Source organism: Halorubrum salipaludis, from assembly GCF_002286985.1.
Classification (GTDB): domain Archaea; phylum Halobacteriota; class Halobacteria; order Halobacteriales; family Haloferacaceae; genus Halorubrum; species Halorubrum salipaludis.
In genome coordinates, this window is the sequence record NZ_NSKC01000008.1 from 253,825 (window position 1) to 276,223 (window position 22,399).

Consider the following 22,399-nt stretch of genomic DNA (forward strand, 5'->3'; position numbering starts at 1 on the left):
GGGGCCGAACCTGGACCCCCGCGTCTGGATCCGGGAGCTGTCGAACGATCGATCGATACGTTTATTCGAAACCGAGGCAAACCTTCGTTCGGACACCGCTTTTAACCCACCGCAATGGGTGTACCTGTGGTATGGTGTTGCACAATCGAGACGTGCGGACGGACGTCCGGGAGCTCGGCGCGCTCGTCGGGGACGTCCTCGCCGCGCAGGCCTCCACCGAGGCGTACGAGACCGTCGAGGACCTCCGGAACGCGGCGATCGACTACCGGCGCGGCGACGCGGCGAGCCGCGACGCGCTCCACGAGTCGGTCGGCGAGCTGTCGACGACCCGGGAGGAGATCGTCGCCCGCGCGTTCACGACCTACTTCGAGCTGATCAACCTCGCGGAGGAGCGGGAGCGCGTCCGGGCCATCCGGGGCGCAGACGAGGAGGGAGCGCTCCACGACTCCTTCGACGCCACGATCGCCGAGTTCGCGGCGGCCGGCGTCGAGCCGGAGGAACTGGAGGAACTGCTCGCGGACGTGCTCATCGAGCCGACGTTCACCGCCCACCCCACCGAGGCGCGGAGAGCCACAGTGAAGGCGAAGCTCCGGTCGATCGCCAACCACCTGGAGGAGCTCGACGAGCGCAACCTCACCGAGCGCGAGCGCAACGGGATCTGGCGCGACGTCACCGCCGAGGTGACCAGCCTCTGGGGGACCCGGCAGGTGCGCCAGCGCAGCCCGGAGCCGGAAGACGAGGCGCGGAACGTCCAGTGGTACTTGGAGAACACCCTCTTCGACGTGGTGGGCGACGCCTACGAGGAGTTCGAGGAGACCATCTCGAAGGAGTACGACGACGTGGACTGCCCGAAGCTCTTCGAGTTCCGGTCGTGGGCGGGCTCGGACCGCGACGGCAACCCGTTCGTCACGCCCGAGGTGACCGACGAGACGCTGGCGCGGCAGCGCGAGGTCGCCGTCGAGAAGTACCGCGACCGGTGTAAGCGGCTCTCGGCCGTGTTGAGCCAGGACGGCGAGCGCTACGCGGTCGACGACAAGCTCACGGAGTCGCTCTCGGCCGACGCCGAGCGGTTCCCGACCGTCGTCGAGGAGGCGCGCGAGCGCTACCCCGACGAGCCGTACCGCCAGAAGCTCCGCCTGATGCGCGAGCGGCTCGACCGGGTCGACGACGTGCGCCCCGGCGAGTACCCCGACGGCGACGCCTTCCTCGCGGATCTGGACGTGATCGCCGACTCGCTGGCGGCGGACGGCCAGGACGCGGTCCGCGAGTCGTTCGTCGAACCGCTCCGCCGGCAGGTGGACACGTTCGGGTTCACGCTCGCGTCGCTGGACCTCCGCGACCACCGCGAGAACCACACCGAGGCCGTCGCCGAGGCGGTCGCGACCGAGGGCGTCGACTACCGCGGGATGGACGAGGACGCCCGAGAGGAGTTCCTCACCGAGGCGATCCTCCAAGAGGACCCGGTCGTCGACGCCGACGAGCCCGGCGACGTCTCCGAGACCACCGAACGGGTGCTCCGCCGGTTCCAGGAGCTCGCCGAGTGGCAGGACGAGTACGGCGCGCAGGCGATCGACACCTACTGCATCTCGATGACCGAGGAGCCGAGCCACGTGCTCGAAGTGCTCTTCTTGGCCGATCAGGTCGGCGTCGTCTCGCTGCCGGACCACTGCGGCCTCGACGTGGTCCCCCTGTTGGAGACGGAGTCCGCGCTCAACGGCGCCGAGCGCATCCTCGGGACCCTCTTCGAGAACGAGGCGTATGCGACGGCGCTGGAGGTCCGCGACGAGGTCCAGGAGGTCATGCTCGGCTACTCCGACTCCAACAAGGAGAACGGGTTCCTCGCCGCGAACTGGGACCTCTACGAGAACCAGCGCCGGATCGCGCGGTTCTGCCGCGAGGAGGAGGTCACCCTGCGGCTGTTCCACGGCCGCGGCGGCTCCATCTCGCGGGGCGGCGGCCCCATGAACGAGGCGCTGCTCGCGCTCCCCAACGAGACGGTGACGGGGCAGGTGAAGTTCACTGAGCAGGGCGAGGCGATCGCCGAGAAGTACGCCAACCCGCGGATCGCCGAGCGGGAGCTCGAACAGATGCTCGACGCGCAGATCCGCGCGCGCCACGAGGCCAACGAGGAGCCCACCGAGGACGTGCCCGACGAGTGGGTCGACGCGATGGAGACGATGGCCCCCGCCGCCCGGAAGACGTACCGCGATCTGTTGAACACCGACGGGTTCGTCGACTACTTCGGACAGGCGACCCCGATCTCCGTCGTCGAGAACCTCAACCTCGGCTCGCGCCCCGCCTCGCGCTCCGGCGAGCGCACCGTCGAGGACCTCCGCGCCATCCCGTGGGTGTTCTCGTGGACCCAGACCCGGCTCATCCTCCCGGGCTGGTACTCGCTCGCGTCCGGGCTCGATGCCTACCTCGACGCGGTCGGCGAGGAGGAGGGCCTCGAAACCCTCCGAGAGATGTACGACGAGTGGCCGTTCTTCCGCACGACCCTCGACAACGCCGCGCTCGCGCTCGCCCGCACCGACCCCGAGATCGCCGCCGAGTACGCCGACCTCGCGGACGACGACCTCCGCGAGCGCTTCTTCCCCGAGCTGATCGGGGAGTACGAGCGCGGCCGCGAACTCGTCCTGTCGATCAGCGGCCGCGACGACCTGATCCGTCGCGAGTGGCTCGAAGAGAGCCTCGACCGGCGGAACCCCTACGTCGACCCACTCAACCTGCTGCAGGCGAACCTGCTCGGGCGGACCCACCGCACCGACGAGGAGGAGCGGACCCTCCGGCTCACCGTCAACGGCATCGCCGCCGGGATGAAGAACACGGGGTAGTCCGCCCGTTCGCTCGCCTCGGCGGCGGCTCCTCCGTTCGGAGGCGGAGCGGGCCGGCCGGAGACGGGTGCCCTCGCTGTGCTACTCGACGGTCACGGTCCCGACCATGCCGGCGGCCTCGTGGGGGATACAGACGTACTCGTGGACCCCGGCGGTCTCGAACGTGTGGACGAACGACTCACCGGACTGCACAGCGCCCTCTCCCTCCTCCCAGCCGCTTCGGGCGGCCTCCTCCGAGTCGAATCTGCCGGAGGCCCAGTACTCGGCTTCCGCCGGGATCCCGTCCTGGGACGCGCTCACCGAGTGAGGTTCCCCGGCCGCGAACCGCCACGCAACCGTGTCGCCCCGAGAGACGGTGAGATCGGCGGGCTCGAACGCGACCGCGGTCATGTCGACGACGTGGTCGGCGTCGTCGGGAACGCCTTCGACGACGTTCGGCCCGCCTTCGAGGTCGGCCTCGCCGTCGTCCCCGTGGTCGGACCCGGTCTCCCCCTCGCCGCCGGCGCCGGCGAGTTCGAGGTCGAGCGGGAGCTCTTCGACGCCGTCCACGAGCGCGAACTGGGCGTATTGGGCGGCGCGAGCGAACGACTCGGCGGCGCCGGACACGTCGCCACCCTCCCGAACCGCCGCGACGTACCGGTCGAGGGCCCCCTCGAACGCCTCGTAGGCGTTCCGATCGGCCGCTTCGAGCGCGTCGTGGACGCGGGCCTCCTCGAAGCGGGCGAACGTCGCCTCCAGCAGGTCGGCCGCGGCCGACGCACCCGGTCCGCCCGCGCTCTCGACGACGGCGTAGGCCGCGGCCACCGCCTCCGCGTCGAACCGCACCGCGGCCGGGTACACGTCCTCGTCCCCGTCGGCAGCCGCGACCACGGCTTCGAGCCGCTCTTCGAACGACTCGTACAGCGACTCGTCCGCGGACTCCAGCGCCTCGTGGAACCCCGCCGCGTCCGACTCGAAGTGTTCGAAGACCCCCTGCGCGACGCTCCGCGCTCGATCGCCCGCACCGACCGCGTCGAGCGCGGCCGCGTCGAACCCCCTCGCCGTCACGTACGGCGCCTCGGCGGCGCTCGCGGTCGCGGCGTCGCCGGCCGCCGTCGCGAACTCGAGCAGCGTCGATCGCGCCCCCTCCTCGTGGGTCGCGACGGCCGAGTCGTCGCCGTTCTCGAACGCGTCGACGAGCGCACCGAGGTGTTCGTCTTCGAACCGGACGTACAGGTCCTCGCTCGTCGACTCCACGGCTTCGTGGAGGCCGAGCTCGTCCCGCTCGAAGCGGTCGAACGTCGCCGTCGCGATCGACGCCGCCGCGTCCGTCTCTCCAGAGCGATAGCGCTCTCGGGCATCGGCCAGCCGCACCCGGAAGAACGCCGCTTCGAGCAGCGGCGCGTCCGCCCCCGCGAGCGCGTCGATACCGGCCACGAGGGCCGAGTCGATCGCCGCCACGGCCTCGTCGACCCCCTCGAGGTCGGCCGCCGAGGCGGCCGACCGGAGGTCGGAGAGTCCGTCCTCAAACCCCTCGTACGCCCCGTGATCAGCCGATTCGATGGCCTCGTGGGCTCGGGCCTCCTCAAAGTGTGCGAACACGTCGCTCGCGACCGCGGCGGCCCGGTCGGTCTCGCCCGCCGCGGCGAGGCGTCGGGCGTCGTAGGCGCGGGCTCGGTACGCGGTCAGCGTCGCCGCGTGTGCGAACCCGGTCGACGGACCTCCCGCCGACGCCAGCGCGGCGGCGTCCCACCCGCGGGCCTGCAGCGCGGCGACGTGGCCCGCGCTCGCGGCCGACTCGGAACCGGCCAGCGCGTAGCTGCCCGCCGTCGCCGCAGAGAACGCTGCTTCGGCGTTGGACCGGACGGTCCCCGCGTCACCCTCGGCTGCGGCGTCGGCCGTCGCCCTCGCGGCGTCCGCGAAGGCCTCGCGGGCGTCGGGGTCCGCGGAGTCGAGCGCTCCGCTGACGGCCGCCTCGTCGAACCGATCCACGGCGTCTCGGACGGCGGTCTCGGCCGCCTCGAAACGGTCCGCGGGGGCGAGAAACGCCGCGTCGACGACCGCGGCGCCGAACAGCTGGAGTTCCAACGCGTCCGCCGTGTCGTCGTCCGTGATCCGACGCTGCGCCTCCGCGAGCTGCGTGTCGGCGATCACCGTCTCCTCCCGGGCGCGTTCGATATCACCCGGTTCGAGGCCGGCCGTCCGGAGCTCGCCAAGCGCCTCCTCGAACTCGGCGTAGTTCCCCTCGTTCGCCTCCTCGAGCGCCTCGTGGGCGCCGCGTTCGCCCGAGGCCTCCTCGAAGCGCGCGAACGTCTCCCGCGCGAGGGCCGCCCCGGTCTCGGCGTCCCCCGCGCGCCCCAGCGCAAGGGCGTCCCACAGCCGGGCGCGCATCGCGTTCCACTCGGCCGCGACGGCCGAATCCGCCGTCGGAGGCGTCGACGTCGCCGTCGATGACGGCTCCTCTCCGGCCCCGTCCCCCTGAGAGGCGTTACAGCCGGCCAGTCCGGTTCCGAGCGCTACGCCAGCGGTCGCCAGCAAATGCCGTCTGCGGAGTCGCATACGTTTTTGGCCAGCCTAAAAATTAATAACGCTGTCGGCCGTTTTCCGGTTCCGGTAATCCGGCGTTTGAAACTCATTAAACTGCGATTTCGGGAACCGAGTAGAATCGGGAGAACGTCAGCCGAGATGATCCGACCGGATCGGTCGTTCGTCAGTTGGACTGCGGGTAGACTGCAGGCCGCCGATATAATTCCATATAGCGATATACAATACATCCAGAGCGAATCGGCTCAGTCACAGCGAAACGAGATCGGAGCGGCTCAGGGCGCGAGGCGCCGCTCTCGACGAGAGAGACGGAGTCGGAACTCGAAGTCGGCGGAGCGACGCAAGAAACGGAGCTTCGATCGACGGACCGGGAATTACGCGTAGCGTTCGAGTTCCGGCCGGTCGAGGTCCTCGAAGACGTCGGCGGCGACCTCGGAGAGGAAGGCCTCGCCCTCGTCGGAGACGCGGCGCCCCTCGCCGGCAGCGGTCGTCACGAGCCCGTCGTCTTCCAGCGCCTGCAGCGACGCGCGGATGAGCTTGCGGGAGCCGCCCTCGTGCTCGCCGGGGCGGACGGAGTAGCGGTTCGAACCGCGCTTCTTCGAACCGTACTCGGTGGCGAGCCGCTCGATGCCGATCGGCTCGTTCTGGGCGACCTTCCGGAGGAGGCTGGCGGAGCGCACGTACCAGAAGTCCTCCTGCTCCGGCGGAAGCTCCTTGCCGGCGCCGCTCTTGGCGAACTCGACCCAGTCGGGCTCGTCGATCCGGTCCTCGAGTCGTGCGGCGACCTCCTCGATGAGGGCGTCGGCCGGCACGTCGTAGATGGTTACCATTGAGGGGAATTTCAGCCTAACGTCGTTTAAACCCATCGTATTCGAGAGGCGTCGTGTGACCCGTTTTCACGGGTAGCGGAGCCACAGAAGGGGATCGCGACGCCGGAACCGGGAGAGAAGCTCGCCGTCGACTCGCCGACCCGCTGCTCGACGGCTACTCGACGTACTCGTACTTCCGCTCGTTCATCCGGCCCCAGCCGGTGAAGACGAACTCCGCCTCCGGCTGCGTGAACTCCTCGATCTCGCGGTCGACATCCATGTCGTACTCGTGAACGTCGTGGACGTCCTCGTACTCCTCCCACGTGAGGTCGTAGCGCGCCGCGAGCTGGTCGTCGATGTCGAGCCCCTCGATCTCCGCGCGCCAGCCCTCGCGGACCGTCTCCGCGTGGATCTCGGCCTGCGCGCCGGAGCCGTAGGAGGCGACGAGCAGCGTGTCGTCGACGAGATCCCGATCACGGGTCAGGGCGTCTCGCAGGGCGCTCACGCGGGCGATGTGGACCGAGCTGGTGTACCAGTTCCCGACCTCCCGGGAGAGCCCGAGCGTCGGTTCCACGGCGCTGTCGTACCACGTCTGATACTGCTCGGTCGTCTTCAGCTCGTCCATGTAGTCGCGGATGGCCTCCTCGTAGGCCTCGCGGTCCGCGTAGTCGGCCTCGCGGGGCTGGCGGCCGATCTCGTCGGCGAGCGCGTCCTCGTACTCCGTGTCGCGGATGACGTGCCGGTACGCTAAGAGGGCCGCCTTCCGGACCATCCCCGGGAACGGCGTGTGGAACGGGGCGTACGCGAAGTCGTCGAGGGAGATGTCGTCGGTGACGGACTCGTAGTCCTCCAGCGCCTCGCGCATCCGGGCGAGGTACACCTGCACCGAGCGCTTCCCGTCGACGCTGGGGAACTGCTGGTTCGGCTTCAGGAAGTCGGTCTCGTCCTTCGAGCCGTACCCCTGATCGGTCGAGAGCGCGACGATCGAGGGATCCTCATCGATCAGCATCGCGACGGCGCCGGCGCCCTGCGTCGCCTCGCCGGGGTCGCCGCGGGCGTACAGCGCGGTGTCGGTCGTGATGACGAGCGCGGGGCGATCGCGGTTTCGGCCGGCCCGGATCCAGTTGTACGCGTCGTCTATCGCCTGCGTGCCGGCCAGACACGCGAACTTGCGCTCGCCCTTGTTGGCGTGGGTGAAGTCGCCGTCGTACACCTGCTCCAGACAGCCGGCGATGTACGTCGACACCGGCTTCGAGTGGTCGAACGCCGACTCCGTCGCCACGTCGATCCGGCCGATGTCCTCGGGAACGAGGCCCTCGCGGTCCATCAGCCCCTTCGCGGCGTTCGCCCCCATCGTGACAATGTCCTCGTACACGTCGGGGAACGAGGAGTTGTTGAGCCCGAGCCCCTTCGTGTACTTCTCCGGGTCGTCGCCCTTCTCCGGCGCGAACGTGCCCGGCAAGTCGAGCTTGAGCTTTCCGGTCCAGATCTCGACGGCGTCGATGCCGACTTCGGTCATACACGGTCGTTCATGCGGCCGGCATATGGGCTTGTCGATGGTCGATTACGTCGATCGTGGTACTATTCGTCGTCGGACTCGATCGTCGGTTCGGGGTCGAACGCCGCGCCGGTCGCGGCGACGGTCCCGCCGTCGCTCGCGATCCGGATCGTCCCGTCGGCGAATCCGAACCACGACCGCCCGGTCGCGTCGAACGCGCCCTCGCGCACGTCCACGTCCCCCGCCGCGGAGACGTCGATGTCGCCGGCTGACACGCCGAAGAGCGCTCGTGCGGCGGTCGTCACGCCGACGCCGCGCGCGTCGACGTCGCCCTCCGAACGGACCGTCACGTCGCCCGCCGACGCCCCGACGAACCGATCGCTCGACGCGTCGAGCGTCGACCCGTCGCCGAGCGAGACGCCGTCCGTGCCGACCAGTTCGATCGCGGTCGCGGAGAGCGTCACGCCCTCCTCGACGACGACGCGGTCGGCCCGCACCCCGACGGAGCCGACGACCTCGGCGTCTTCGAACACGACGAACCGCCCGTCGAGCCCGTTCAGAAACGCCAGCTCCGCCGCCGTGAACGTCTCGTCGGCCGAGCCGTCCCCGTCGCGGTCGACGTACGCGACCGCGTCGGTCTCGGCGTCCAGCACCTCGACGGTCGTCGTCGCCGTGTCGTCCTCGCTCGCGACCGCGAGTTCGACCTCGCCCGCGTCTGCCGGGAGCGTCTGCCACGCCAACGAGACCCGGCGGCGCTCGCCGCCCGCGAGGGTGATCTCCTCCCCGTCGACGACGGCGCCGGCGGCGGAGAGTTCGACCCGTTGGGTCCCCTGCTCGTCGCCGACGTTCTCGACGGTCGCGTTCACGACGACGGGATCTCCCGCGTCGACGCGGGCGTCGACATCGTCGATCCGCACCGCGAACTCGGCGGGCGCGAGGGGGTCGAGCGTGACATCCGCGGTCGTCGTCTCGTTCGATCTGACTGTGACAGACTTGCTCGCCGAAGCGAATCCGGCGGCCGACACCGAGAGCTCGTACGTTCCCGGTTCGATCCCCTCGATCCGGTACGCGCCGCCGGCGGCCGTGGTCGTCTCGGCAACGCGTCCGACGCCCTCGACGGCGACCGTCGCGCCCGACACGGGAGCGACGGAGCGGCGGAGCCCGAACGCGGCGCCCGAGGCGACGAGCGAGGACGCCCCGGACCCGACGACGGTCCCCTCGACGGCGCCGGGTTCGGCCGCCGGTTCGGGGGTCGGCCTGAGCGAGGCCCGAGCGATCTCCTCGCCGGAGGGTTCGTGGACGAGCCGGACCTCGTTGGTCGCGTTCGCGACGAGCGCGTCGGGGAACGTCCGCTCGTCGCCGGGTCCGAAGCGGCCGTCGGGCGGCGCGAACGCGAGTCGGGTGGCGTTCCCCTCGGCCCTGACGACCGCCGTGAGCTCGTCGTTGGGGAGGGCGTCGCCGCCGAGGTGGCTGACGCGGAGATCGGTCCCGTCGGCATCGATTTTCGTCGACAGCAGCATCTCGTCGTCCGGAGTCGTCTCGTTTACCAGGGTGGCGCCGAGCGTGGTGGCCAAGATGAGAAACACCGCTGCGAGTAGGATCACACCGATCGTACTCGACTGAGCGCGGCCGTGGGTAATGGGCACCATATCAGATTTGACCAAAGTCGTTGGCATTCCGTGAGAGCGGCATATGAGGTTCCGGACCCGTATATTGAATGCGATAACTGGAGAGAGGATCGACAACACTGGAAGGGATCGACGGCAACTGACCGTCGTTCGCCCTCAGCTAGGATCGTTTCCGTCCGCCGTGTCATCGACGATCCGACTATCGACGACGGCGCCAGACTCGTCGAGTACGAGAACGGCGAGTTTATACGACGTACCCGTCCCGTCGTTCGGATTTACTTCGACGTTGTTCGCGGTGCGCGAAGCGACAACAGTGGAGCCGGAAGCGCCGTTCCCGTTCCGATTGAGGGCGTAGAGACGCGTCTCCGAGAACGATCCGGTCGATGAGAGGTCATAAGTAAACCGGTATCTGACGCCGTTGTTCCCAGTGTTGGATTGATCTTTGATCTGGGTGCTTTGGATCGCTGCGCTATCGGATCGTGACAGGTCGTCGTTCTCGGTGCTTGGGTTCTGCGTGTCGGCGTTGGTGTAAATTGTCTGTTGGGCGACTGTGCTTCCGTTTCTGAATGCTCTGACGGTCACCGCAAACTCCTGACCTTGACCGAATCCGGGCGAGAGCGACACGCCACCTCGTCCATCGAAGAGGGACGCCGAATCCCTAGCGGTGGATTCAGTACTCGTAGCGGAGGCTTCGATCCCGTCGAAATCTCCGCTAACGTCGTACGAGACGTAAAATCTAGGGTTGTTCGGTCGACGGTTGGTAACGTCGTCGACTCGTATCGCGACCTGTGGAGTAGGTCCGGCACCGGGGTCGCCGGTCGTGGGCGATCGAATGTTCTGTCTGGCGCCACCTTCCTTCGGTGTTTCCTCGATTCCGACCGTATTGACCCGTACATCGTCCGAATCCGTCCGGAGAGTGAGGGCGTGGACTCCTGTAGCGTAAGAGTCGTCGTCAACGCCCGTATACACGCTTTCGTCACCGATCGCGTCGTCCCAGTACTCGGTCCCGTTGAGCCGGGTTGGCAACGTGACGTTCAGGGTTCCGGTCGGTAATGCTTCGGCGGAACCCGAATCAGTGGGGTAGAGATCGACGTTCACTCGTCCCGTGCCGCTCCGACGGAAGTCGTTCTGGAGCAGCGTGATCCGGACGGTACCGTTGTCGACGAGATTCTGGTCTTCGACGATAGCGATATTACCTCCGCCGTCCCGCTCGTCCAGATACAGAACAGAGTTGTCATACCACGTGGGCGACCGGCTAATCTCGTTGTACCCGGGACGGTACTGGATGAACCGAGAGGGAATCGTGACATTGGTCGTTTCGTTTGAGACCGTCACGTTGTATGTCGCGCTCGTCTGGAGCGTTCCAGCCGGCGACGGTGGATTGATCGCAAAGAGCCTGTTTGGATAGTTCGTGCCCAGTCGCACCGATTCGAACTGAGGGGTATTGGCCTGTCCGGCGGTTGAGATCCCTCCCCGGAGTTCGACGAGATCGTTGCGAACATCCTCGAAGTGCTGGAACTCCACCTGTGCGTTCTCCTGTGGGACGACCTGTACCTGATACAGCGAGAGCGCGAGGATCAAGAACCCGAACAGGATCACCGTTCCGATCACGACCGACTGGCCCCGACGGTCGCGATTGAAGCGCATTGGGGTATATCGACGGCGGACAGGTATAAAATCCTCCGTCCAACCTCTCAGTTGCGATAACCGCCGTGCGGCCGAGGCCGGCGTCGCAGCCGTCGAGACTTACTCACCGCTCGCTCGTCGCGCCGTCAGCCGCGCCGACAGGACGGCGACGGACCCGGAGAGCCCGCCGATCAGCACGGCCTGCGTCCAGTTGAAGCCGAGCAGCGTCCCGGCGATCGGCGTGATGAGGAGGAACGTGACGACGAGCGCGCCGATCGACGCGGCGAGCGAGACGGCGGCGGGGTCGTCGGAGTCGCTCATGCCCGACCCTGGCGAGGGCGGGCGATAAACCGGCCGATCCGTCGGCGTCGACGCGCTCGTCGGAGAGATGGGGTCAGTCCCGATACGCCAGCTATAAATCACATTCCGCGATATCAAATTGCCATCTCGGCCGCCTTCCCGCCTCCCGACCGGTCCGTTTTTGCGCGCGGCGGGTGTCTCGCCGCGTATGGCGAAACAGCCGCACCTGCTGGTCGAAGAGGGCGACGTCCACGAGATCGCGATCATCCCCGGCGACCCGGGGCGCGTCGACCGGATCGCGGACCTCTGTGACGACAGCGAGCTCGTCGCGCAGAACCGCGAGTACAAGGTCGTCAACGCGAGCTACGAGGGCGTCGACCTCACCATCTGTTCGACCGGGATCGGCTGTCCGTCGGCCGCGATCGCGATCGAGGAGCTCTCGCGGGTCGGCGTCGAGACGTTCCTCCGGTGTGGCACCTGCGGCGCCCTGCAGGCGGACATGGAGGTCGGCGACATGGTGGTCGCGACGGGCGCGGCCAAGGAGGAGGGGACGAGCAAGCGCTACGAGTCCGTCGAGTACCCCGCGGTCCCCGACTACGACGCGCTCACCGAGCTCGTCGGCGCCGCAGAGGACAACGGCGAGGAGATCCACGTCGGGCCGATCGTCTCCGACGACGCGTTCTACAACGAGAGCGACGAGTACATCGACGACTGGGAGGACGCGAACCTCCTCGCGATCGAGATGGAGGCGGCGACCGTCTTCGCGCTCGCGCGGCGCAAGGGGCTGCGGGCCGGCGCGATCTGCACCGTCGACGGCAACCTCGTCGCGGGCACGCAGAAGGGCGCGGACTCGGACGACGAGCTGCCGGAGAAGGCCAAGGACAACGTCGAACGGGCGATCCGGATCACGCTGAACGCGGTCACGGCGCTGTAGGCGTCGGTCGCGGTCGGTCCGCTACTCCTCCGCCCGGAACTCCACCAGCGTCAGGTCTCGGTCGAGCGCACAGGTGTCGTGCGGCGGCTCGCCGAGCACCTGGTCGATCACGCGCTCGTCGTCGAAGTCGGCGCCGTCTGGGACGCAGTACCCGTGGCTCGGGCACTCGGTGTGCGGGCACGGTCCCGCGAGCGACACGCGGCCGCCGGCGTACGCCTGCTTCGACGGGACGTTCGCGGGGACGGGCGCGGGCTCGACCTCGACGGCGCGGACGCCGGCGTCGTGGACGGCGCAGTCGAGCGTCTGCGCGTTCTCCCGGATCCCCGTCACGCGGTACCGGGTCCCCTCGGAGAGGTTGAGACACTGGCCCCGGTAGGGACACCCCTCGCAGTCGGGCGACTCGCCCTGATAGACGAACTCGCGGCCGGTGTCCGCGAGCCGCGTGCCGATGAGCGTGACCGTGGTCATGGGCGACACGACGCTCCGCGCCGCCGTAAGCCTCCCGCCTCGGGCGGCAAGGGCGCGCACCCGGAGAGGCGCGGCGCGCCCGGAGGGGAAGACACATCCGGGCGCTCCGGCAACCACGACCAACGATGATCGCGGCGCTGGCACGAGACGCGAATCGGGAGGCCGAGGCGGCGAACGAGCGGCGCGTCCTCGTGCTCGCCGGCGACCGCGACCGCGGGTTCGACGCGGCCTACGACGCGATCGAGGCGGTCGATCCCACTTCGACCGCGATCGTCTCCACGCGAGAGGGGTTCCGGTTCGAGGAGCATCGCCCGCGGAACGCCGACGAGCTGCTGGGCCGCACCCGCGAGGTCGTCGTCCTCGACTGCCACGAGCGGTTCGTCCCGAACGCGCTCGGCCGCTGCGTGGGTGCCGTCGACGGCGGCGGCCTCCTCGTCCTCCTGACCCCGGACCTCGACGAGTGGCCCGCGGTCCGCGACCGGTTCGACGACTCGCTCGCGGTCCCGCCGTACGGGGTCGACGACGTGACGGGGCGGTTCCGCGAGCGCTTCGTCGGGACGCTCCGGTCGCATCCGGGGATCGCGGTCGTCTCGCTCGGGGAAGACGGGCCGGCGGGCGACGCGGTCGAGCGCGACGGGCTCACCGGTCCGCGGGAGGAGACGACCGCGGAGTCGACCGTCCCGCCGAGCGCCCCGCCGAGCGCCCCACCGAACGCGGCGTTCCCGGCCGCGGCCTACGAGGCCTGCCTCACGGGCGATCAGGTCCGGGCGGTGCGGGCGTTCGAGTCGCTCGCGACGCCGGGACACGCGGTCGTCGCCGAGGCGGACCGCGGGCGCGGGAAGTCGAGCGCGGCCGGGATCGCGGCGGGCGCGCTCGCGCTCGCGGGCGCCGACGTGCTCGTCACGGCGCCGGCGTTCCGCAACGCGTCGGAGGTGTTCGCGCGGGCGAGCGAGCTGATCGGCGAAGGGGAGACCGATTCTGAGACCGCTCCCCGCCGCCTCGACGCGCCGGACGGCGGGCGGGTCCGGTTCCTCGCTCCCGCCGAGGCGGCCGAGCTCCCCGACGACCCGGACGCGGTGATCGTCGACGAGGCGGCCGCGCTCCCGGTGCGGCTGTTGGAGCGGTTCCTCGACGCGCCGGCGGTCGCGTTCTGCACGACGGTCCACGGCTACGAGGGCGCAGGCCGCGGGTTCGCGATCCGGTTCACGGAACGCCTGCGCGCGAGCCGCTTTTCGGTGCGGGAGGTGCGGCTCGACGAGCCGATCCGGTACGCGCGGAACGACCCGGTGGAGGCGTGGGCGTCGCGGGCGCTCCTGTTGGACGCGCGCCCGGCGGTCGACGAGGCGGTCGCGGGGAGCGCGGTCGGGGACGCGACGTACCGCGCGCTTCCGGCCGACGACCTGCTCGGGGACGAGGCCCTGCTCCGGGAGGCGTTCGGGCTGCTCGTCGCTGCCCACTACCGCACCGAGCCGAACGACCTCGCGCGGCTGCTCGACGCGCCGAACCTCACGGCGCGGGCCCTGACGGCCGAGGGCCGGGTCGTCGCCGTCGCGCTGCTCGCGCGGGAGGGCGGGCTCGACGCCGAGACGCGCCGGCGGATGTACGAGGGCGAGCGGATTCGGGGGAACATGGTGCCGGACGTGCTCACGAGCCAGCTCCGCGACGAGGAGGCCGCCGCGCCGCGGGGGCTGCGGACGGTCCGGATCGCGACCCACCACGCGCTCAGGGGCGAGGGGTTCGGCACGCGCCTGCTCGACGAGGTGCACGCGGAGTTCGGCGGGGAGGGCGAGGAGCGCGGGGAGGGCGAGGAGCGCGGGGAGGGCAAAGAGGGCGAGGAGCGCGGGGAGGGCGAGGAGCGCGGGGAGGGCGAGGAGCACGGGGAGGGCGAGGGGGTCGACGCCGAGGTCGACTACTTCTCGGTCGGCTACGGCGCGACCCCGCGCCTGCTCCGCTTCTGGCGGCGGGCGGGCTACCGGACGGTCCACCTCTCGACCTCCCGCAACGACGCCTCCGGGGAGTACTCCGCGATCATGGTGCGGCCGGTGACCGCGGCCGGCGAGGGGGGACCGGGAAGCGCGCTGCTCGACCGCCACGCCGCCGCCTTCCGCGACCGCGAGCGCGACGGGCTCTCGGACGCCCACCGCGACGCGGACCCCGACGTGGTCGCCGGTGCGCTCCGGGCCTGCTCGGCGTCGGTGTCCGTCGACCTGACCGAGACCGAGTGGCGCTCCGCGGTGGGCGCGTCGTTCGGTCCGGGGATGTACGACAGCGCGCCCGGCGCGTTCCGCGACCTCGCCATCGCGGCGCTGATCGAGGGCGGGAGAGAGAGCGACGACGGCGACGGCGACCCCCTCGACGACCGCGAGAAGCGCCTGCTCGTCCGGAAGGTCCTGCAGGGCCGCCCGAGCGAGTCGGTCGCCGACGAGCTGGGGTACGTGTCGGCCGGGGCCTGCATGCGCGCGCTCGGCGACGCCTACGAGCCCCTCGTCGAGCGGTACGGGACCGAGTTCGCGCTCGCGGAGCGGGAGCGGTTTATAAACTCCGAGTGAGCCGCGCGGCGAGCGGGTACAGACCGAGTCGACCGGCGCCGCGAACCGGCCGCGGCGACCGCACTCGGTCCCGGCCGTCCGCGGCCGACGCGCTTTTTCCCGCCGACCGCGAAGCCGAGGCCATGAGCCAGCACACCCTCGCCGCCGACGGGAGCGAGCTCGCCCCCGAGACGGCGGCGAAAGCGGCGGCCGCCCGCGACGCGCTCGCCGAGCGCGACGGCGTCCTCGTCGCCTTCTCCGGCGGGGTCGACTCCTCGGTCGTCGCGGCGCTCGCGCGCGACGCGCTCGGCGACGACGCGGTCGCGTGCACGGCGCGGAGCGAGACGCTGCCGGCCGCGGAACTCGACGACGCGAAGCGGGTCGCCGGCGAGATCGGGATCGCCCACGAGACGGTCACCTTCTCCGAGCTCGACGACCCGAACTTCGTCGCCAACGACGGCGACCGCTGTTACCACTGCCGGACGATGCGGCTCGGTCGGATGTACGAGACGGCACAGGAGCTCGGCATCGACACCGTCTGCGACGGGACGAACGCCGACGACCCCGGCGAGGGCCACCGTCCCGGCCTCCGCGCGGTCGAGGAGCTGGACGTGTTCTCGCCGCTTCTGGACGCGGCGATCACGAAAGACGAGGTCCGGGAGATCGCCGAGGCGTACGACCTCTCGGTCGCCGACAAGCCCTCGATGGCGTGTCTCTCCTCGCGGATCCCGACCGGACTGGAGGTGACGGAGGAGCGGCTGACCCGCGTCGAGAAGGCCGAACGGGTGCTCCGCGAGTGGGGATTCGAGGGGTTTCGGGTGCGCGACCACGATGGGCTCGCGCGCGTCGAGATCGCGCCCGACGAGCTGGAGCGCGCCCTCGATCCCGCCTTCGCCGACGCGGTCCACGAGCACCTCACCGACGTGGGGTTCGAGTACGTCACCCTCGACATGGCCGGCTACCGCACCGGGAGCGTGAGTCCGGGCGGCGGCGATGGCGGGGAGGAGGACGACGGCGAGGACGCGGCGAGCGGCGAGGGGACAGAGAGCGACCAGGGGGCGGGAAGCGGCGAGGACGCGGAGAGCCGCGATGGGACGGACGACGCGAGCGGCGACAGGACCGTCGTCGATCTCGGCAGACAGTACCCCCGCTGAGGCGTCGCGGGCCGGGCGTGACGCCGGCCGCCCGCGACGGGCCGTTATCACCCGAGAGAACCCGACGCGAACGTTTATCTCCCGTGTTGCCGAACCGACAGCTATGAGCGAGGCGAAGACGCTCGCGATCATCGCGGGCGGCGTGGGCGGAGCCGTCGGCGCGTTCGTCGGCGTCGCCGTCGGCGGGGACGCGCTCGGCGTGACTCTGACGACGCTCGTCGTCGCGGTGCTCGTCGGCGCGGCGGTGATCGCGAGCGCCGTCATCGCGGGCGACGTGGAGTTCTTCGTGAGCGCCGACGGCGAGTGAATCGGCCTTCCTGAGCGGGCCCATTGAACTCCCCAGCCGGAGGCACGTTCCGCCCCGATGGCGATTGATTGCGGGAGTGAGTATTGCAGATCAGTGGTGGTGAGAGAATGTTTAAAAGGGATGTGGGCGACGGCGACGATCGCTTATAAACCGATTGTGGTGGCGCGTGCCTCCGAGGCCGCTTCGCGGCCGAGGAGCACGCGCGAGGGAGTCGGCCGGCGCTTATAAGCGCCGGCCGACGAGGCTGGGGAGGCGTGAGGCTGCGGTCCCGCGAGCGACCGAAGGGAGCGAGCGGGAGCACGGAAGTCGCAGCCCGCGCAGCGAACGGTGCGAGGTGCGAGCGAAGCGAGCACCTCGACTGGCGAGCGGCGAAGCCGCGAGCAGTGAGCGAGCAGGACCGTCTTCCGGCGGTGCTGTGCAGGGTGGGACTCAAAGGGGCAGTCGCCGGCGGCGGAGCCGCCGGCTGCCAGAGGCGCGAAGCGCCTCGCTGCCGCGAGGACGAAGCACGGCGACGCAAGCACTGGAAAGAGCGAGCGCAGCGAGCGACTGAAGCGCGCAGCGAGCCGCGCGAGTCCTCGCGGCTGGGGCTTTGGAGGTATTCACCGCGGCCACATCGATCACTTATAAACACTCGTCAGCAACACCCAAATTCAACTTATAAACAACCGATCAGCCAATTTGCGATACCCACTCCCGCCATCGATCAAGAGCAGTCGATTGGCGGCCGACCCCGTCGGATGAGACGCTGTCTGAAAAACCGTCCGACGGGGCCTCGGGATCCCTCGTAACGAGGTTGTAACCGCGGTCTCAGAACAGGCCGGGGCCGCCCTCGGCCCCCTGTCGGCGCCCGCTGATGATGCTCGGGGTGCCGCCCGTCTGGATGATGTTGAACGCGGTCATCAGGTCCGTCCGAGAGATGATCCCGACCAGCTCGCCGCTCCGGTCGACCACCGGGAGCCGGCCGACGCCGTTCTCCTGCATCGTCTGCAGCGCGGTCATCGCGTCGGCCTCGGGGCCGATGCCGACCAGATCGGTCTCCATCACGTCGTCGACTCGATAGGCGTCCCGCTCGACGTCCCGGACCGATCGGGCGTCCTCTAAGGTCACCATGCCGACGAGGTCGTCGCCGTGGAGCACGGGGTAGCCGGTGTGCCGCTCCTCGAACATCCGGCTCATCAGGTCGGCGACCGAGGTGTCCGCGGTGACCGTGTGGAGGTCCTCGCGGCGGGTCATCACGTCGGCGACGGTGACGTCCTCGAAGGCGGCCTTCAGGGTCGTCTGCTGGGCCTCGCCGGAGGCGGCGATGTAGATGAAGAAGGCCAACACGATGAGCAGCAGTTGGAAGTTCAGTACCCCGATTAACCCCATGATGAAGGCGAACACCTTACCCACGGAGGCGGCGCGCTGGGTCGCCTGCGCGTGCGGCTGGTTCCGCGCGAGGAGCGCCCGGAGGACGCGGCCGCCGTCCATCGGGAAGGCGGGGAGCATGTTGAACACGGCGAGCACGACGTTCAACAGCGCGAGGTAGCCGAAGAGGAACAGCACGGCGTTCGAGCCGACCGGCGCGAGCGCGAACACGCCGAAACAGGCGAGCCCGACCGCGACGCTGACGACCGGGCCCGCGATCGCGATCCAGAACTCGTGTTTCCAGTCCTCGGGGAACTCCGCGAAGTTCGCGAGCCCGCCGAGCAGCCACAGGGTGATCGACTCGATCTCGTAGCCGTACCGCATGGCGACGATCGAGTGACCGAACTCGTGGAGGAGGACGCCGCCGAACAGCCCGAGCGCGGCGGCCAGGCCGAGCGCCCAGGGCGTGAAGCCGCCGGCGAGCGCGGCCGGGTCGATGCCGGCGCCGAGCGACTGGTTCATCACCTCGGCGATCATTCCGACCTGCGAGCCGATGAGATAGGCGAAAAGCGGCAGTACGATCAGAAACGTCCAGTTGAGCCTGACCGGGATCCCCAACACGGTCCCGACCTTGATTCCACGCATACCCGCGAGTTAGACGGGCGGGTGGATAAACGTCGGGGGGATCACAACCGTCGATCGATCTCGAATCCGGCGTCTATCTGCGCTAACCTACCAAATTCACAGAATAGTATGTGATTTTGTTTATTTTCGAGTATGAGTTCGGCCAGAGGTCCGCAGCGGGACTCACAGAACAGATCTCCGGCCGGAACCGAGCCGGTCTCTGTCTCGGGGTGACGGTCGGTGGAGGGGCGGTGAAAACGGGAAGCCGTCACTTTCGCACCGACCTGTTTGAAATATACTGCTATATAAAACAGAACCGAACGAATTTTCGAAATAGGCTTCCAATTCATAAAATTCGAACGGGACAATCGGTAGGTACCGTCTCGATCGACGAAACCGAGTCGACTTGGGCGTCCCGTCGAAACAGCGACCCTGTTATGAGAAGGCACGGCTCAAGTGATCGGCGCCAATTATAACAGATATCCTATTTAATATCGAAATAGTCGTTTCCTGAACTACTTGAACGCCGGCGATCGTCGGCGACGAAAACGCACCGGGTCACACCGGGTTGGGGGTGACGAACCGGCGAGCGCTCCGGAACGGATTCGGGTCCCGTTCGACCGCGTGATCGTGGGGGAACGCGAAGCGAGCCTGACTCAACGTTCGTTCGCAGAGAGGAAACGTTACACGAGTAGCTCGATCCGATCGGAGCCGCCATTCGATCCGGGACTGCGGTGAATCGGCCGCGTCCGACGCGAACCGACGCGGGTCCCGGTGGTCGACCGCTCACTGACCGGCACCGGTGGTCGACCGCTCAGTGATTCCACGACTCGACGCGGCGGCGTCGGGGCCGAACCGGACCCGCTCGGTCCGACGCGGCCGGCCCGGACCCACGCTCTGCGATCGACGAGCCGTCGTTTATCCGAAAACATGTGCGCCAATAGCGAACGCTGCTTCGCCCGCGTGAGCGCCCAACGACGACGGGTCCGAGTCCCGTCCCGCCGGAACCGCGGTGAGGACCGACGGACCGCCGATAAAATTACAATCTTATGTTTGTAATCTCTGTGCGGCTGGCCGTCTCGCTCGGCGCCCGTCCGGAAGCGCCGGCTTCGCGTTTCGGAACCTTTGTTCTCTGTGAGCGAACGTCCGGCTCGGGGCGCCTACCCGTCCTTGTTCACGTCGACGTCGGAGAAGGCCGTGTCGCGCTCCGTCACGTCGACGGTCATCGAACCGACGTCCTCGATGGTGGCGTCGATCGTGTCGCCGTCCGACAGCGCGCCGACTCCTTCCGGCGTTCCCGTCGTGACCACGTCTCCAGCCTCGAGGGTGGCGCCGATCGACGCGTACTGGACGATGTTCCCGCACGTGTACACCATGTCGGCGGTGCTGTCGTCCTGCTTGGTGTCCCCGTTGAGCTGGAGCTCGAGCGAGAGGTTCTGCGGGTCGTCGACCTCGTCGGCGGTGACGACGCTCGGTCCGACGACCGTGAACGTGTCGTAGGACTTGCGGTTCGAGCGGTCCTGGTCGCCGCGGACGGAGATGTCGAGGAGGATCGTGTACCCGAAGATCGCGTCCCACGCCTCCTCGACCGAGGCGTCCTTGACGTCTTTGCCCATGACGAACGCGAGCTCGATCTCGTGGTCGCAGCGCCGGTCGGAGAAGGGGAGCTCGATCCCGTGGTCGGGGCCGACGACGCTGGACGGGGCCTTCAGGAAGTACCCCTTGTCCTCGATGGTGAACCACTCGTCGGTGGTGATGTCCTTGTCAGCGATCGCCTCCTCGATGTGGTTCTCGTAGTTCAGCGGCGCGGCGATCACCTTCCCGGGGCGGCGGACCGGGGCTCCGATCTCGACCTCGTCGCGGGCGACGTCGGCCGGCTCGTCGGCGTACTCGCTCGCGTCGAGCCCCCGGTCGAGGTACTCCTGAAGCGGGTCCTCGCTCTCGAGGTCGAGCCGGTCGGTGAGATCGACGATGCCGTCGCCGTCTTCGGTGAGCAGTCCCAGCCGCCCGTCGTCGTACTGGACGAATCGCATACGCCAGCCTACTCGGCGAGCGTTATAAAACATCCCCTGTCGACCAGTATCGACGGTTCCCGCGGGAACGCCCGGCGGTCGAGATCGCGTCGTCGGGGACGGGCGAACCGGGGCCCGGAGCGCTCGCCGATCAGGCCCCTGCGGATACCACAATAGTTAATGTCATTTGTCGACGTGTCAGTGGTACCCACGATGGTCATGAACTGTATCGACGCATTCGACAGGTCCGTCCGATGTCATCCGAAGCGGGACGCGGTTCGGACCGAGGACGGGCGGCGGCTCACGTACGCCGAACTCGACGAGCGGACCGACCGGCTCGCGGCCGGCCTCGATTCGCTGGTCGGTTCGGACCGCATCGCCACGATCGCCCATACGAGCGCTGAGGCGGTCGAGGCGATGATCGCGAGCCAGAAGCGCGGCGCCGCCAACGCCCAGCTCCCGTTCCGGTCGAGTCCGGGGGAGCTCGTCGGGATGCTCGAACCGACGGACGCGTCCCTGCTGCTCTTCGACGCGCCGAACGCCGAGACGGCGCTCGCGGTGCTCGATCGGACCGACATCGAGGTGGCGGTGAGCGTCGGCGGCGAGGCCACCGACCGCGACGACGTTCGCGACTACGAGGCCCTCCTCGAGGAGACCGACCCCGAACGCCCGGACCCGCACGGGAACGAGCACGGGATCCTCTACACGAGCGGGACCACCACGGCCTCCAAGGGCGTGTTGTTCGAGCAGGACCAGCTCTGGTACGGGAGCACGCAGGTCGTCATGGAACACGGGATCGACCGCCACGACGTCGCCGTCGTGACGACGCCGTGGTATCACATGGTGACGACGGACGCGTGGATCCTCCCGCACCTCCAGGCGGGCGCCACGCTGGTCATCCAGGAGGCGTTTGACCCGCCGGAGACGCTCTCGCTCATCGACGAGCACGACGCTACGGGGGTGCTCGCCGTCCCGACGCAGCTCCACGGGCTCGTCGACGCCGCCGAGGCGGGCGAGTACGACCTCTCGGCGCTCTCGTACATCCGGACCGGCGGATCGGTGGTGACGGAGGACCTCGCGACGGCCGCCGGCGAACACCTCACGGACGGGATCTACAACACCTACGGGCTGACCGAGGGGGGACCGAACCTCGCGTTCGCCGACCCCGAGATCCAGACGGAGAAGCCCGGAACCATCGGCAAGGAGTCGTTCACGTGGGAGCTCCGCGTCGTCGAGACGCCGCCCTCGCCCGACGAGTTCGACCCGACCGCGGAGGTCGACGCCGGCGAGACCGGCGAGGTGATCGGGCGCTCCCCCGGGATGTGTGACGGCTACCTCGACCGCCCGGAGCGCACCGAGGAGCTGTTCGCGGACGGGTGGTTACGGACGGGTGACGTCGCGCGGATCGACGAGGACGGGTACCTCTACATCGTCGATCGGGTCGACAACATGATCATCAGCGGCGGCGAGAACGTCTACCCGCAGGAGGTTGAGGAGGTGATCGCGCGGCATCCGGACGTCGAGGAGGTCGCCGTCGTCGGCCTCGACGACGAGACGTGGGGGAGCCGGATCGCCGCGGTCGTCCGGGGAGACACCGACGAGGAGACGCTCGACGAGTTCCTGCGCGACAGCGACGACCTCGCCGACTTCAAGCGCCCCCGCGAGTACGTGATCGGCGCCGACTCCCTGCCGCGGACCAGCACCGGGAAGATCCGGAGAGAAGAGGTCCACTCGGAGTTCTTCTGAAGCGGGTCGGACGCACGTGTACTGAGACCATCATAATCATTAAACCGTTACAAAATAGGGT

The 22,399-nt window shown here is 69.0% G+C and carries 15 protein-coding genes; 6 read left to right on the forward strand and 9 right to left on the reverse strand.

Annotated features, from left to right (window positions below):
* The first annotated feature begins 131 nt into the window (after positions 1-131).
* Complete coding sequence (gene ppc, locus CK500_RS12790) at positions 132-2,834, forward strand: phosphoenolpyruvate carboxylase (protein WP_095637604.1); 2,703 nt, start codon at positions 132-134, stop codon at positions 2,832-2,834.
* 81 nt (positions 2,835-2,915) lie between these two features.
* Here the strand turns inward: ppc and CK500_RS12795 are convergent, their stop codons facing one another.
* The 6 genes from CK500_RS12795 to CK500_RS12820 all read right to left on the reverse strand — a co-directional run bounded on the left by CK500_RS12795 (position 2,916) and on the right by CK500_RS12820 (position 11,239).
* Positions 2,916-5,372, reverse strand: coding sequence for a DUF5059 domain-containing protein (locus tag CK500_RS12795; RefSeq protein ID WP_095637605.1), 2,457 nt, complete (start codon positions 5,370-5,372; stop codon positions 2,916-2,918).
* Positions 5,373-5,731: 359 nt separating this feature from the next.
* Positions 5,732-6,187 (reverse strand): 30S ribosomal protein S19e, encoded by a 456-nt coding sequence (locus CK500_RS12800; protein ID WP_095637606.1) that lies wholly within the window; start codon positions 6,185-6,187, stop codon positions 5,732-5,734.
* Between the two features lie 154 nt (positions 6,188-6,341).
* Positions 6,342-7,685: a hydroxymethylglutaryl-CoA synthase gene (gene hmgB / locus CK500_RS12805; protein ID WP_095637607.1), complete on the reverse strand. Its 1,344-nt coding sequence runs from the start codon at positions 7,683-7,685 to the stop codon at positions 6,342-6,344.
* A 62-nt stretch (positions 7,686-7,747) separates the two neighbouring features.
* A complete protein-coding gene (locus CK500_RS12810) occupies positions 7,748-9,340 on the reverse strand; it encodes a carboxypeptidase regulatory-like domain-containing protein (RefSeq protein ID WP_321166837.1) in 1,593 nt (530 codons plus the stop codon).
* A gap of 108 nt (positions 9,341-9,448) precedes the next feature.
* The gene (locus CK500_RS12815; RefSeq protein WP_233139177.1) at positions 9,449-10,939 is read right to left on the reverse strand and encodes a PKD domain-containing protein; all 1,491 of its coding nucleotides are present in this window, start codon (positions 10,937-10,939) and stop codon (positions 9,449-9,451) included.
* 99 nt (positions 10,940-11,038) lie between these two features.
* Positions 11,039-11,239: a hypothetical protein gene (locus tag CK500_RS12820; RefSeq protein ID WP_095637609.1), complete on the reverse strand. Its 201-nt coding sequence runs from the start codon at positions 11,237-11,239 to the stop codon at positions 11,039-11,041.
* 187 nt (positions 11,240-11,426) lie between these two features.
* Here CK500_RS12820 and CK500_RS12825 point away from each other — a divergent pair, with 187 nt between their 5' ends.
* On the forward strand, positions 11,427-12,152 hold the full coding sequence (locus CK500_RS12825; RefSeq protein ID WP_095637610.1) for a nucleoside phosphorylase: 726 nt from the start codon (positions 11,427-11,429) through the stop codon (positions 12,150-12,152).
* 21 nt (positions 12,153-12,173) lie between these two features.
* Here CK500_RS12825 and CK500_RS12830 read toward each other — a convergent pair whose 3' ends face one another.
* Positions 12,174-12,620, reverse strand: coding sequence for a UPF0179 family protein (locus CK500_RS12830; RefSeq protein WP_095637611.1), 447 nt, complete (start codon positions 12,618-12,620; stop codon positions 12,174-12,176).
* Positions 12,621-12,745: 125 nt separating this feature from the next.
* Here CK500_RS12830 and tmcA point away from each other — a divergent pair, with 125 nt between their 5' ends.
* The 3 genes from tmcA to CK500_RS12845 all read left to right on the forward strand — a co-directional run bounded on the left by tmcA (position 12,746) and on the right by CK500_RS12845 (position 16,609).
* A complete protein-coding gene (gene tmcA / locus CK500_RS12835; protein WP_095637612.1) occupies positions 12,746-15,169 on the forward strand; it encodes a tRNA(Met) cytidine acetyltransferase TmcA in 2,424 nt (807 codons plus the stop codon).
* Between the two features lie 122 nt (positions 15,170-15,291).
* Positions 15,292-16,302 carry an ATP-dependent sacrificial sulfur transferase LarE gene (larE, locus tag CK500_RS12840; RefSeq protein ID WP_095637613.1) on the forward strand — a complete coding sequence of 337 codons (1,011 nt, stop codon included), beginning with the start codon at positions 15,292-15,294 and terminating at the stop codon, positions 16,300-16,302.
* Positions 16,303-16,405: 103 nt separating this feature from the next.
* Positions 16,406-16,609: a hypothetical protein gene (locus CK500_RS12845; RefSeq protein ID WP_095637614.1), complete on the forward strand. Its 204-nt coding sequence runs from the start codon at positions 16,406-16,408 to the stop codon at positions 16,607-16,609.
* An 807-nt stretch (positions 16,610-17,416) separates the two neighbouring features.
* Here the strand turns inward: CK500_RS12845 and CK500_RS12850 are convergent.
* Together CK500_RS12850 and CK500_RS12855 are read right to left on the reverse strand one after the other, a co-directional pair.
* Positions 17,417-18,601 carry a M50 family metallopeptidase gene (locus CK500_RS12850; RefSeq protein ID WP_095637615.1) on the reverse strand — a complete coding sequence of 395 codons (1,185 nt, stop codon included), beginning with the start codon at positions 18,599-18,601 and terminating at the stop codon, positions 17,417-17,419.
* Positions 18,602-19,740: 1,139 nt separating this feature from the next.
* Positions 19,741-20,613, reverse strand: coding sequence for a fumarylacetoacetate hydrolase family protein (locus tag CK500_RS12855; protein WP_095637616.1), 873 nt, complete (start codon positions 20,611-20,613; stop codon positions 19,741-19,743).
* Between the two features lie 198 nt (positions 20,614-20,811).
* Here CK500_RS12855 and CK500_RS12860 point away from each other — a divergent pair, with 198 nt between their 5' ends.
* Entirely contained in the window at positions 20,812-22,338 is a 1,527-nt protein-coding gene (locus tag CK500_RS12860; protein WP_198951565.1) for a class I adenylate-forming enzyme family protein, read from the forward strand.
* Positions 22,339-22,399 lie beyond the last annotated feature (61 nt).

Excerpts from the sequence above, each read along its gene's own strand:
- CK500_RS12845 (WP_095637614.1), top strand. The coding sequence starts at position 16,406 with ATGAGCGAGGCGAAGACGCTCGCGATCATCGCGGGCGGCGTGGGCGGA.
- CK500_RS12810 (WP_321166837.1), bottom strand. The coding sequence starts at position 9,340 with ATGCCAACGACTTTGGTCAAATCTGATATGGTGCCCATTACCCACGGC.
- ppc (WP_095637604.1), top strand. The coding sequence starts at position 132 with ATGGTGTTGCACAATCGAGACGTGCGGACGGACGTCCGGGAGCTCGGC.
- tmcA (WP_095637612.1), top strand. The coding sequence starts at position 12,746 with ATGATCGCGGCGCTGGCACGAGACGCGAATCGGGAGGCCGAGGCGGCG.
- CK500_RS12820 (WP_095637609.1), bottom strand. The coding sequence starts at position 11,239 with ATGAGCGACTCCGACGACCCCGCCGCCGTCTCGCTCGCCGCGTCGATC.
- larE (WP_095637613.1), top strand. The coding sequence starts at position 15,292 with ATGAGCCAGCACACCCTCGCCGCCGACGGGAGCGAGCTCGCCCCCGAG.
- CK500_RS12855 (WP_095637616.1), bottom strand. The coding sequence starts at position 20,613 with ATGCGATTCGTCCAGTACGACGACGGGCGGCTGGGACTGCTCACCGAA.
- CK500_RS12795 (WP_095637605.1), bottom strand. The coding sequence starts at position 5,372 with ATGCGACTCCGCAGACGGCATTTGCTGGCGACCGCTGGCGTAGCGCTC.
- CK500_RS12860 (WP_198951565.1), top strand. The coding sequence starts at position 20,812 with ATGAACTGTATCGACGCATTCGACAGGTCCGTCCGATGTCATCCGAAG.
- CK500_RS12850 (WP_095637615.1), bottom strand. The coding sequence starts at position 18,601 with ATGCGTGGAATCAAGGTCGGGACCGTGTTGGGGATCCCGGTCAGGCTC.
- hmgB (WP_095637607.1), bottom strand. The coding sequence starts at position 7,685 with ATGACCGAAGTCGGCATCGACGCCGTCGAGATCTGGACCGGAAAGCTC.
- CK500_RS12815 (WP_233139177.1), bottom strand. The coding sequence starts at position 10,939 with ATGCGCTTCAATCGCGACCGTCGGGGCCAGTCGGTCGTGATCGGAACG.
- CK500_RS12800 (WP_095637606.1), bottom strand. The coding sequence starts at position 6,187 with ATGGTAACCATCTACGACGTGCCGGCCGACGCCCTCATCGAGGAGGTC.
- CK500_RS12830 (WP_095637611.1), bottom strand. The coding sequence starts at position 12,620 with ATGACCACGGTCACGCTCATCGGCACGCGGCTCGCGGACACCGGCCGC.
- CK500_RS12825 (WP_095637610.1), top strand. The coding sequence starts at position 11,427 with ATGGCGAAACAGCCGCACCTGCTGGTCGAAGAGGGCGACGTCCACGAG.